Here is a 12,282-nt window from a genome sequence, read left to right on the forward strand (position 1 = left end):
TACGATCCGCCGCTAGCGGAAACTACACGCGGGGCATTCCATGCCCCCAGGTATCGGGCGGCGAGAGATCGCGATGGAAAACCGGCGCTTCCATGTTGCGCACATCGCTTGCGAAAATATCGTTACCTTCGCGAATAATGTAATCAGCGATGCGCGCCGACAGGGCCATGATCGTCAAACCGGGATTGGCCGAGCCTTGGGTCGGCATGATGCTGCCGTCGCAAACGAAGAGGTTCGCAACGTCGTGCGTTCGACCGAATCGATCGACCACCGACGTCGCTGGATCGGAACCCATTCGTGCCGCACCGACGAGGTGCGCGTAGCGCGTCTCCTGTACCACTTCTTGGGCTCCGGCCGCCCACATGACTTCCTCGGTTTTCTTCTTGCCGAATGCGACGAGCTTCTTGTCGTTATCGTGTAAGTTGAACGTGACTTTCGCGACGGGCAGGCTGTGGCGATCCCGTTCATCGGCCAGTTGCACGCGGTTGTCGGCGTGCGGAAGAATCTCGCCGAGCAGTCCGAATGCGGCCCAATGGTTGTAGTCCATCATGACGCGGCGCAATCCCCACCCCCAAGCGCCTTTGGCGACCGCCATCTGTTTAGCGAAGGCAATCGGCAGCGGCCCGACGGTCTGGATCGCGAAACCGCGCGCGAAATCGCGCTGCGGATCGGTTTCGTAGAATTCCTCGGTCAGCGCGTTCGCCGGCGGAGCCTTATACATGCGAACCGGCTGCTCGAAACGCCCCATGACCACGTTCCCCGCTTGCGCCATCAAGTAGCGACCTACCGTGCCGCTCGAATTTGCAAGGCCGGCTTCGAATCCGGTACACGCCGAGTTGAGCAGGAGCCGTGGTGTTTCGATCGAGTAACCTGCAACGACGACGGCTTTGGCTTTCTGAAACCGTTCGCGCCCTTCCGCATCGATATACGTCACGCCGATCGCACGCCGGTTGCGACCGATATCGATGCGTGCGACCATACAGTTCGGACGAAGTTCGGCTCCGTTAGCGAGCGCGTCCGGGACGTGCGTGATCAGCGTGCTCGCTTTAGCTCCGACTTTACAACCTTGTATACAAAAGCCGCGGTAGATGCAATGCGGCCGATCGCCGCGCGATCCCTCGAGAATCGCGACCGGACCGCCGGCGGAGACGCCGATGCCCAACTGCGTGCACCCACGAATGAGCGCGTCGCCCACGCCTCCCATCGGATGTGGACCATAGGCATATCCGTGAGGATCGCCCCAGGGATAGTACGCCGGCCCCGATACCGGAAGTTCCAGCTCCATCAACTCGTAATACGGCTTGATGTCCGCATACGAGATCGGCCAATCGACGCCGACTCCATCGAGGGAGTACGTGTGGAAATCGGAGGGATGAAGTCGGGGCGTGAACGAGGCCCAGTGCACGGTTCCGCCTCCGATGCCTTGTCCGCAGTTGTTCGCGCCTAGCGCAAGCGGATTCTCGCCGCCGGTTACGCGCTTTTCAGTCCAGTAGAGTTTGTGTGAGCCCTTCTCGTCACTGACCCAGTCGCGTTCCGTGTCCCAAAACGGTCCCGCGTCGAAGCCGATTACGCGAAACCCAGCACGCGCCAAGCGCTGCAATAAGACACCGCCTCCCGCGCCGACACCCACGATGACGTAGTCGACTTCCTCGCCTTGCGCGAAGCGTCGCATTGGCGTGTGGATTTTCTGAAGCGCTCCGAGCCGGTGCGACGCGTCGTCGGACGATCGGAATTTTCCAAGTAACGGTGCCTTCAATGGGTGCCACCTTGCCCAGGCGAATCGGCGTGTTCCCACGTACCGGCGACCGGCTCGTACTCTCCCGAAATCGACGAAGCGGGAGAACGCCATGCGTAGCGCTCTTCCGCCGTTTCCCAGGGTTCGGGCTCGCCACGTTCCAAGCGTATATACGCGCGCGGATAGGCGGGTCCGCCGAAACCGATCTCGTCCCACGCCCACGGATGCGCGTAGTACGCCTCCGCGCAGTCTTGCACGAGCAGCATCCAGAAGCGGTGAACCGGCATCCGATTCCAAATCTCGTGCGCCCCGGAGGGTTTGCCCTGATGCAGCGAGCGGAGTATCGCTTCTTGCTCGACCGTACCGATTTCCACGAACCCGCGTTCGTGCAGCGCGTGCGAAATCTGCTCGATGGCCTCCAACCCAAGGGTGTAAGCTTCGCGGTCGGGCGGCATTTGTTCGAAACGATAGCCGTCGTGCGAATCCTCGTAGAGGCGTCGATCGATCTGCGGAACGATCGCTATCCGATGCGCCTGATCGCGATCGTCCTGCGGGAGAATACAATTGCAAATGGCTTCGAGCAGCTTCGCCTGTCGCGCGTCGAAGAATCGGATATCCGGGACGTTTTCGACGCGATCGAGCACGACCTCACGCGTCGTGGCATCCCAAAACTTTTGCTGCGAGAGGGTTTGGAATTTCGGATAGTATCCGGGTTGCGGTAAGGGTCCGATCGGCGCTCCGCTGTCCGGATCAGTAGGACGGCGATCCGCTTCGCTAGAGGTTTTCTTCAACGTCTTTTTCCTCGGCGCAGTAAGCTGGCCAGAATACCGAGTGCGCCGCTGGCCGCGAACAGCATCGGAGCGAATATTGGCGGACCATAGATAATGTTATAGAGAAGGTTCTTCGATCCGCCGGCGCGCCGCAGCGTTCCGCGCACGTGAAAAAAGCAACCGATGCCGCCATCTATCACGGCGAGCGCTGAAACGGCGGGCAATGCGGTCTGGGCGACCCGCACGCTACGTAGCGCAGCAATGCCGGTCGCTACGACGATCGGCGTCAGGATCACGGGCGTCCATTGCACGGGGTACCGAAAATTGTTCCTGTAGTGCGAGTACCAAGCCTCGAAGCCACTTAGAGACGTTGCAGCAATCGTCGCGACGATCATACACCGTTGAAATCGGCCTTCGCGAAGATCTTGCTCCCACGAAATTGGCTCGTGTTCTACCGCGAATCGTTTTGCCCAATGCGTCGAAGATGCAGGCCGGGGCAAACTTCGGCCATTACCATCGTCGCGGCGCAAAAAAGCGGCCACGAGCCCGAGGTATGCGCTCACACCAAATAACAGTGGAGCGAACACCGGCGGCCCCATCACTATATTAACGATTGGCAATCGCCACCCACCAGGTTTTCGGGCGATGCCGCGAACGTGAAAATAAAATCCGACTGCACAGTCCGCGAGGGTTACAGCCGATACGAAGGGTAAGAGTGTGCGAGACGCGCGCCGGTTGTAGAAGCTTATCGTCCCCGCCGCAAACAGCGCCGTGCTCAAGACCACAGGCGTATACATAATCCGGCGGCTGTAACTGCCCTTGTAATGTTCGTATCCGACTTCGAGCCCACTCAATGCACTCGAAAGGCCGGCCGCCAGCGCCAGCCAACGTCCAAACCGGCCCTCACGAACATCGAGGTCGACGTCTTCAGCGTCTCGCTCAAGACGTTCGAATGGATTTAGAGGAGCACTGGGCTTGGTCGACTCTTCACGCGGTTCATGCCGGACCAAGTCGATCACCTACCGATTCTCATTTTGAAGGAATAGCGCATGTATTCCCCGCTTCGCGGGCGAGAAAACATACATTCGAGTGTTCGTCGCGACGTCTAGCGGGAATCAATGAGCATGAGCGGGTCTCGCATGTTGCTACGCACCGATCGGTATACCGAGGGAGTCGTCGTGGCTCCTGACGGAACGGTGTATTTTTCGATGACGGCTCTCGGCACGGTCTCGCGCTTCGAGCCAGGTGCACGGGCCGCGGACGTTTGGGCGCACGTACCCGACGCGAACGGTCATAAAATAGAAACCGACGGATCGCACATCGTTATGTCGAGCACGGGCGCGATTCTGCGGCTCGACGCGAGCGGATGCACCACGAGTGTTGTCGCATCGCGTGTGGATGGCAGATGGCTGACGTATCCGAACGATGTCGCCCTCGACTTCCACCGCGGCGGATTCTACGTTACGGACTCCGGCTATAAGTCAACACCGAAAACGATGCCGGACGATCCACAGGGTCGCCTTTATCGCGTCGACCGCGGCGGAAGCATTCGGCTGGTTGCCAAGGACATCGCCTATTCCAATGGAGTCGCACTTTCGCCCGACGGCAGCCGGCTGTACGTCGGAGAAAGCACCGCTCGGCGCTTGTGGTGGTATTCGGTGCGTGTAGACGGCTCCCTCGGCGAGCGTTCGTTGCTTGCTGATGTTCCCGCCGGAGAGACCGGCGCAGGAGTTCCTGACGGCATTTCCGTCGACTCGGACGGATTATTGTACGTCGCGAATCACGGAGCCGGCGAAGTGCTCGTCTACGGCGCGAACGGCGATCTTTTGCAGCGACTGTCGGCCGGAAATACAGCGACTAGCAATGTAGCTTTTTCTCCCGATGGCAGGACGCTGTACGTTTCGGGCGGCATTGAGGATGAAACGGGTGAAGGCGCGATCTTCGCGATCTCGCTCTGATTGGCTACCCGAGTGGCGCGAATCATGGAGAGATCCAAAAAAATAATGAATCGTTGACCTTTGTTGCAGAGCCGGCTCCGTTCTGAGAAATCATGCTGCACGATTTTAGTAGCCTGGATGTCCTCATGAGTGAAGAAATTGCTTGAGCGTTTGACCTTCATAGGGAATGGTGCCGGTCCTGTTCTACGCGGGCCAGTACATAATCGCATCGAACAATAATTTAGCGCGATTCAAAACGGAGCGCTATCGTTCTACTTGACTAGAAAACCTCGGTAGATAAATGAGAACGTGTCAATCATCTCCGCAGCTGCATAGCGCCACGTATTCTCGGAAGGGACTGGCAGAGTTTCGTACCTACAAAGCTCGCATGTAGAGGCTGGCCACCTGACAGAGGTGAGGCGCACATTTTACGTGCGATCAAGATGCAGGGCATCCAGCTTGATGACAGTTCGCCAATAACTCATCCATTGACCACAGTGCCACGCGTATGGCAGCATCACGCCCGTAATCGGCAGGATGGCGCAAGGCTTCCGCTGCGAATGTTCCACCGAGATAGAGCAGTCCGTAACTGATGGAACGAGAAGCAGTGCTCGGTCGACGTCCGCGCGAGTGAACGCCGTGCCGAGACGAATGTTACGAAAGCAGGCCGCAATTGATTGGAGTGAGCCGCACGCGGCCGGTAATACGGCAATGACAGGCCCCATGAGCGCAGACCCTACGCGGCTATGAGAGCGGAGTCGCCTGATCTATGTTCCGATTCAGGCCGAGTAAACCACCTTAAACCGTCCTCTTGAGATTGAGGCCTTGGCAAGCGGCATCGCTTGGTCTATGTTGGATGCAGTCGACTAAGACCCTAACACCGTCCTGTTGATGCATTGACGGCCTTTGGCCAACGACGCAGGTCTTGCGCGCACGCGCGCGCGTAGTTGTCCGCTTTCACGCGTCCCAAAGATAGAGGCCTTCGTGCGACCGTTTTGCGTTTCAATTAACCCGTTGGTAACCTCCATTAGGTCGAGCGGTAGTCGCCGAAGTATTCTGAGCGACGCGCTCGATCGTCATCAAATGTGCAACCTAATGACCGGTGGAGATCAGCCCGTCATTACGCCTAAAGCATGCGCTGCTGTTCGATTCGCAGCAAATATGGCGAACACACAACTATAAATAGCGCGTTCGTTGCGCGTATTTCTTCAATGAACGGCTATGGCTCAACGGATTAATTTGCAACGCGTCCCGCACGAACGGTTGCGCTCTTCATGCGGCTCAGATGCCGTTGCGGGGCGGAATCGATTCAGTTCGACCGGTGCAATGCTATTTTGCGATCTCGAGTCGTCGGCGCAGTGCCAACGTGTCCGATAAAAAAGGTTATCCGCTATTCGTAACCCCACTTCAGGACTCCCAACCATGTCGAACCGCCGCCGCAGCTGATTTGGATCGGACGGCGACGTGCGGGCGTCTTCCGCCATCAGGGCTTTTGCCATTCCCTGTCCTCGCGCTAATAATACGATGTTTGCGGTAGAAGCTCTAGCACGCGGGGGGGAAGCGAAAAGCCGAGGCTCTGCCCGTTCAAATACGCTGTGTCGAGCCAGCCGCATGCTTCTCTGCGCGTGGCGTCCTCAATCCCACGCGCCGTGCCGTGGATCGGCACAAGCACGGCAATAGTACTAGACGGTGCCGCCCCGATTCGGAAGCCGCCTCCCAGGCCGCTTTTACGACGGACGACTCCGGATGCTCGATGGCACGACAGCGTGCCGGCGATCGGAGCCTTTCCGACCGTTGGCTGAGGTGCTCCGCTTGAGTAAGCTCGTGAGACGGCGGCTAGGTGCGTAGGAATGTGGAGTCTCAACCATGCACTGGGCGCCGATGAGGTGACCAGAACTAATAGTTTTCGACGATTGCGTTCGAGCTTTCGGATTCTTCTGACCTTCACGCCGAGTTAACGCCAACCTTAATAGCTTTCCCGCAAACTCTGATGCCGACGACCACATGCAACGCTTCGCATCACAACGGCGGCTCTCGAAATTACTCTTGGCGGCTGCTCCGGAGCGTCGAAAACTGGAACCACACCGCCGACGTCGAGCGCTGTTCACCAATCGACTACCGATGCTCGCTCGAAGCCGATCGTTGCTCCGACCTACCTGTATTTCGAATACGCAGGTCAGAATCAGTACTTCGAAGTGTATGGGCGGAAAGAATCGAATAAGGGCCACTGGAAGCGAAAGACGGATTACCGAGATCTCGTTCGCATAACGTTCGCTGCCTTCAACCCACAAGGTTCATACTACTCGGCGAAAGGGCTTCGTCCTGGGGCAGCGTGCACATACACGGTAACGATCCGCACGGCAAGCAAGGCACGCTCCAAATGTACGTGTCGAGCGATTAAGAAATAACCATCATGTTGCCATTGCCCCGTTAGCGCCGAATACGGCGCTTAAGTGTTTACTCGAGACGGATCAAATCGCCGAGATCGGCCGATAGATAACTGCCGCACCTAAGCCGTGTGCTGTCAGTGCAGCGATGCGAGGAACTAACTGATTGAGGTCGCGAATCCGGACGGCGTGCGATTTTGGCGTGTAACGGCATAAGTATGCACCATTGATGCGGCAGTCGGATTATGGCGCGATTCAATCTCCAGCGTTTTCGGGCGCGAGCTGCGCATAGTTAAGAATCGAAACGAACAGGACGCCGCCGATTGCGTTGCCGATAAAGACCGGTAGCAAGAACGCTCCGAAATAGGCCGCCCAGGAGATTGTTCCGATCGCGACGCCGTACAGCGTCTCGACCGACCCGGCAACGACGTGGCTGAATCCGCCGAGTCCCACCAAATAGGTAATGATTAGTATCACCCATAGCCGCTGCGCGTCGGCACCTGGTAATAGCCACACCATCATCGCGATCAGCCAGCCGGCGAATATGCCGCGCACGACCGTCGTCCAAAATGCGGAACCGGCCGCTTCGTGCGCGAGCGAGGCAAACGCCGAGCGCGTGGCCGGATCGAACGCATCAATGTGCGCCAGCGCGAAGGCAAATATGCCCGCACCAACGAGATTTGCCGCCAGCACGATTGCCCAGAGTCGCGCAACTTTCAGCGCGACACTGTTTTTCCGGGGATCGTCCAGCAGCGGCAAGATGACCGTAACCGTATTCTCGGTGAAGAGTTGTTGTCGCCCGAGCACGACGATGATGAAGCCGACGCAATAGCCGAACGTTTCGATAAGCATATGCCAACGAACATCGGGGAGCGCGGCTCGCAGCAAACCCATGCTCACAAGCGAAAACCCCATTGATAAGCCGGCTGACAAGCCGGAAAAGGCCAATGACCAAGGCGCCCGTTCTAACTCGCTTTTGCCTTCGCGGCGCACCGATTCGAACACAACCGCGGCGCGCAAGCCGGTCCGTTCGCGAACTTGGCGCTCTTCGGTCTGCGTGAGCGAAACTGTCTCGCCCGCTTTCTCGCTGGGTTGATGGGCTCGCGCCTGCTCACTCATATGTCGGGTATACCCGACCAGAGGCTGTAAGCACCTCGCGACTAATAAGGTGAGGCGCGAGCGTCGCGAATGTGTTTCTTTGCCCGGCGAACTAAACGCATCTGATAATGGAAAGGGACGGCATTATCCGCGATTGCTCAGATCCTTGGTCTCGAGATATTGCAGCCCCTGATCGGCCACTGGCTCCAGAATTCGCCTAGAATGCGCGCGATCTTTAAACCACTAGTGACGACCAATATTCGTGCAGCCGATTTACGCGGGCCAATTGACCTGCGCGTAGCATCGGGCTATGCGGCGCTGTCACCGGCGCATGAGAAGGCGACGAGCGGAGCGAGGCATTTCATTGCCTTAGAAGAGAGTCCCGAGACTTGGTGAACAATCGATAAGGTCGCTAAAAGCCCGTCGGGGTGGGTAGCCGCAGCGAGTTTTTTGCGAAGGATGACGATATACGGCGTTGCCGGTGTAGCGGCGGCGGTGTTGCGATGTCGGGTTTGACGCCGACGCAATCCGAGTTCGTACGCGTGGTTGGGTTGACCGCGCGTCCGCTCGGGATGAAGGTTTCGAAGTGATCGGAGAGATGTGCCGTCGCCCGGATTCGCGCCGCTGCCAGTGATCTTGCCGACCAGCCCCGCGCGTTTCTGCGTCTTCATCCCGTACGGGAAGTCTTCGCCTCCGGAAACGTAGACGCACGCGTCCCCGTATCGGGGCGGTTACGCAGACTCGCGGATTAAGCCGCTTGCATTAGATGCCGAAGCTTCTTAAGGCTGGACCGAATTCGCGACTTGACAGTTCCGAGGGGCAACTTGCTCCGATTCGCAATTGCCGAGTGAGAGAGACGCTCAAAAAACGACTCCTGGAGTAACTTGCGGTCCGTAACGCACAGGCTTTCTAGAGCCGCGGCGATCCAGAGCGACTCCATATCAAGCAGTGCCTCATCTTCAGCACTAGCGGCGTGACATGCGCCTTCATCATCCTTGTGCGAGTAAGTGATCTCACCCCGTGAACGTGTTCGAACTATGTCGAGAGCAGCATTTCTGACAACCGCTGCTAACCAGATATCGACACGACCTCGAATGGTCCGCCGCGACGCCCATAGGCGGCAAAAAGCGACCTGGACTATGTCTTGGGCGTCTGGTACATCTTGGGTTATTTGCAGCGCGATCGAATACGCCACGTGATACTTCCGCAAGAACAACGAGTCGAATTGAGCAGTATCAATAAAGCGACTGCAAGAGTCGCCATTCTGTTCCATAAAGGCCCCTCCGTTGCCGCTTGCCGGTAAGTCTACCCTACAAACGCATCATTAAACGTACCGGTAACTCGGAGGTGGAACGCTGAAGCGCACGTTACTCACATCGTGAAAAATCTGTGCGGAAAAAACAACTTGGCGCTTACGGCTAAGAATCGCTGAAGAAATCTGGAGATTGTAGTCGAGGCCTCGACGCGCCCATTCTTCTTAGTCTCACGTCGTCGGGTCCGCGCCCCACGGTCGCTGAGGCGGTATGCGACTCGACTGTAAAGCGGGCGCTAACAGCAGTCCCTAAGCGCGATTTCGGACAGAAACACATCTCTTGAGGGCCTAAAATATGGTGGCGGGACACACTGCCCTCAGCGCAGTTGCTTGGGATCTGGTTCGGTAGCGCCCCATGCTGAAATGGGGATGGGATCGTGCTCGGTAAACGTAGTCCGCTTGGCATGCTGCAGGGTGCGCGACTCTACCAATCAGGTGGTCGATCGATCGTCGGGCCCACTTGCTCCAGGGAGGCAATTACACAATAGGTCGCGCAGATCAACAGAAACTCGAACCAGATCGGATTGAACCGCACAGCGACGTTGTTCTGGACCTTGCCGCACCGAGAGTCTCGAAAGGGTAAATAGGTTACGGTCAACCACAATGAGCGTTCCGGAGCCTTTTAGTCGAGGAGCTATGGTTGCACCCAATTGGCATTTTCAAACGGCAGAGGCAGCAGAGGCTCTCTCCGAGCGCCATAATTTTCGTTGTGTTCTTACGCGCTTCATGTACTTCCGACTCCGATTATGAGAGTTCAGTGATCGTGTTCTTGGAATTGGTCGCTAATGTTATTCGTCATGCTGCGGGGTCCAGTCCAAATTCGCGTGGCGTCCGATGGACGAGGCGGCATGACGCTGGAAGTGGTTGATGCCGGCGACCTCTTTGTGGCGATCCATCATGCCGCCGAACACCAGCGAAAATGGGCGTGGCTTATATATCGTCTCGCAGCTTTGCGCCTATATCGATGTGACGCGATTCGAGAAAGGAAACGTGGTAAGAGCGCGACTGCCCGTCGTCGTGTCTTCGTAGGTCTTATAGGCTTCTGGCAAGTCGTCCAGTTCATGGACAGCATGCCCCGCCGCAAGGTCGCACCAGAAGCCTCCCGGTAGGGATTTGATTCGAGATGCAGGCGCTCTCAAGGCGTCTTAACGCATACGCGCATGCGGAGCTATGCGAAGTCACTTGGTCGTTGGCTTGTCTTTTTTGCCTTCGGCCAATGCGTCTTCTAGAGCTGCTTGCAGCGTCTCGTAGATTGGCCAAATCTCGTCGAATGTCAAGATCTTGAACAAATGGCGCACGTGGATTGAAGTCAGCACCAACCGGACGGGGCGGAAGCCGCTCTCTTCCCGTCGCTTTCTCATCGCCACCAACCTTGATAGGCAGGTGGAGTCGATATAGTTCACGGCTGATACGTCCAGGATAACGTTAGAGTGGGTGTATGTATCTTCGAGTTCTAGCCCCAGCTCGTCGCGTGAGCTTATGTCATATTCGGCCCGTTTCAAGCTGACGACAAAGGGCGTTGAGTGCTCCACTTTTGCCTCCCAGATTCCGTTAGCCGGTCAAACCCTCTAGTGGCGACTTGGATTCTCCGACGCGGGACCCTTTAACGATAATGGTAAGCGCCGATGTTTACGTGTATTCTAGCAGCGCACTCGGCGCGGAGATTCGGGTGCTGGCGATGGCTCGGTGTGGGCAATCGGGCTCCGTGTGCGCAACCGCGGACGTGCGCCACGAAAAATGTCTGAGCTAAACGTTGGTTTTCGATTAAGTCACCCCTTCTCAAATTGTGCCGTGAACTGGGCGTTTTGATCCGCTGTAGGCTGACTCGCCTCGTGCACCTCATCGTCGCGCATCCCTCGCAAGAGACGAGACAAACGAAGCACCGAAAAGCCAAGGCGGCAACACGTTTCCGTACTCGATGACAATAATTGGAATCGAACTCACATTCGATTCCTCTTGGCATAGCGGCGCATCGTCACCTGAGACTGTTGCGATCGTCTCGGCCTCGACTTTGCGTCTCGGGCAGCGCGCCCGCTTTTCAACCAGCCCGCCCTATGACGCGGTAGACCAGCATTGCCAAGAGGTCACTTTTTCGAGAGTTCACAGACGTCAAAAACGCTCAAGCTACAAAATAAGCTACATCGCTATCGTCGCCGTCATCGGCGAGCAAGAAAGAACCCGCACAAACATCAACGTTCATGCGGGTTTCCGATTGGTGGAGATGAGGAGACTCGAACTCCTGACCCCTTACATGCGAAGCAAGTGCTCTACCAGCTGAGCTACATCCCCACGGGTCGGCGTCGGAGGATTATACGCTTTCGGGTGGGCACCTTTCAACCGAAATGCGCAGACTTGCTCTCATCCTCGCCGCGTTCGTCGCGGCCGCACCGCTCGTTGCGGGCGCCGGCACAGCTCATTCGTCGCACTCGGCGCAGTCGGAAGTTGCCGCTGCCAACCGCTGCAATGGCCGCATGATCGACGATTATCAGATCCAGATTCAAGGCTTCGAGCGCCATCCGCCGGGCAACGACAATGCGATCTGGCAGCAGCTAAGCGAGCTCGGCGACACGCTCAGTGCGCTTGGAGAAGAGCACAACGTGCTCGACCACGTCTGCGCGAACGACACCGACAAGGCGCCGCTTTTCGCGCAGATCAACGCCGCGACGGCCACCGGGCTCGTGCTGCGGGCGAACCTGACGAACAAGCTGTACGCGCCGTGCCCCCCGGCCGCCACGGCAGTGGCGCAGGCCCAGCTCGCCCAAGCCTGGCTCGCGATCGCCGCCACGATCAACGATCAGAACGGCACCATCCCGGTGATCATTGCGCCCGTCATCCCGAAGATTCAAGCGCGGGCCGCCGCCTTCAATATGGCGTTGCCCACCTACACCGAAACGTCGGCATACTGGCGCGACCAGTTCGCCAACGCGGTAACGCCGGCGATGCAATCGTGCGCCGGCAAGCTGCCGACGCCGCCGCCGACGCCATCGCCCGAACCGATCGATACGCCGAACCCCTAGCCAGGGATTTGCGAACGATTCCGAAA

At 57.7% G+C, this 12,282-nt stretch carries 7 protein-coding genes and 1 tRNA gene; 2 read left to right on the forward strand and 6 right to left on the reverse strand.

The window, feature by feature from the left end; genetic code table 11:
- Positions 1 to 22: 22 nt before the first annotated feature.
- The 3 genes from VGF98_14770 to VGF98_14780 all read right to left on the reverse strand — a co-directional run bounded on the left by VGF98_14770 (position 23) and on the right by VGF98_14780 (position 3,524).
- On the reverse strand, positions 23 to 1,672 hold the full coding sequence (locus tag VGF98_14770; GenBank protein HEY1682907.1) for a GMC family oxidoreductase: 1,650 nt from the start codon (positions 1,670 to 1,672) through the stop codon (positions 23 to 25).
- Between the two features lie 80 nt (positions 1,673 to 1,752).
- Entirely contained in the window at positions 1,753 to 2,526 is a 774-nt protein-coding gene (locus VGF98_14775; GenBank protein ID HEY1682908.1) for a gluconate 2-dehydrogenase subunit 3 family protein, read from the reverse strand.
- Positions 2,523 to 3,524 carry a hypothetical protein gene (locus VGF98_14780; GenBank protein HEY1682909.1) on the reverse strand — a complete coding sequence of 334 codons (1,002 nt, stop codon included), beginning with the start codon at positions 3,522 to 3,524 and terminating at the stop codon, positions 2,523 to 2,525. The genes VGF98_14775 and VGF98_14780 overlap by 4 nt, the downstream gene beginning before the upstream one ends.
- 105 nt (positions 3,525 to 3,629) lie before the next feature.
- Between VGF98_14780 and VGF98_14785 the strand changes: the two genes are divergently transcribed.
- A complete protein-coding gene (locus VGF98_14785; protein ID HEY1682910.1) occupies positions 3,630 to 4,463 on the forward strand; it encodes an SMP-30/gluconolactonase/LRE family protein in 834 nt (277 codons plus the stop codon).
- A gap of 2,621 nt (positions 4,464 to 7,084) precedes the next feature.
- On the opposite strand, the gene VGF98_14790 is transcribed toward VGF98_14785, so the two are convergent.
- The 3 genes from VGF98_14790 to VGF98_14800 all read right to left on the reverse strand — a co-directional run bounded on the left by VGF98_14790 (position 7,085) and on the right by VGF98_14800 (position 11,528).
- The gene (locus tag VGF98_14790) at positions 7,085 to 7,948 is read right to left on the reverse strand and encodes a formate/nitrite transporter family protein (GenBank protein ID HEY1682911.1); all 864 of its coding nucleotides are present in this window, start codon (positions 7,946 to 7,948) and stop codon (positions 7,085 to 7,087) included.
- A gap of 2,469 nt (positions 7,949 to 10,417) precedes the next feature.
- Entirely contained in the window at positions 10,418 to 10,771 is a 354-nt protein-coding gene (locus VGF98_14795; GenBank protein ID HEY1682912.1) for an STAS domain-containing protein, read from the reverse strand.
- A 681-nt stretch (positions 10,772 to 11,452) separates the two neighbouring features.
- Positions 11,453 to 11,528, reverse strand: a tRNA-Ala gene (locus VGF98_14800).
- A 182-nt stretch (positions 11,529 to 11,710) separates the two neighbouring features.
- Here VGF98_14800 and VGF98_14805 point away from each other — a divergent pair.
- Entirely contained in the window at positions 11,711 to 12,256 is a 546-nt protein-coding gene (locus VGF98_14805; GenBank protein ID HEY1682913.1) for a hypothetical protein, read from the forward strand.
- The last annotated feature ends 26 nt before the right edge of the window (positions 12,257 to 12,282 follow it).

Source organism: Candidatus Tumulicola sp. (assembly GCA_036490475.1).
Lineage (GTDB): Bacteria > Vulcanimicrobiota > Vulcanimicrobiia > Vulcanimicrobiales > Vulcanimicrobiaceae > Tumulicola.

Bases quoted from the DNA above. Each gene is read 5' to 3' on its own strand.
- VGF98_14770 (HEY1682907.1), bottom strand. From the start codon at position 1,672: ATGCGACGCTTCGCGCAAGGCGAGGAAGTCGACTACGTCATCGTGGGT.
- VGF98_14785 (HEY1682910.1), top strand. From the start codon at position 3,630: ATGAGCGGGTCTCGCATGTTGCTACGCACCGATCGGTATACCGAGGGA.
- VGF98_14790 (HEY1682911.1), bottom strand. From the start codon at position 7,948: ATGAGTGAGCAGGCGCGAGCCCATCAACCCAGCGAGAAAGCGGGCGAG.
- VGF98_14805 (HEY1682913.1), top strand. From the start codon at position 11,711: ATGATCGACGATTATCAGATCCAGATTCAAGGCTTCGAGCGCCATCCG.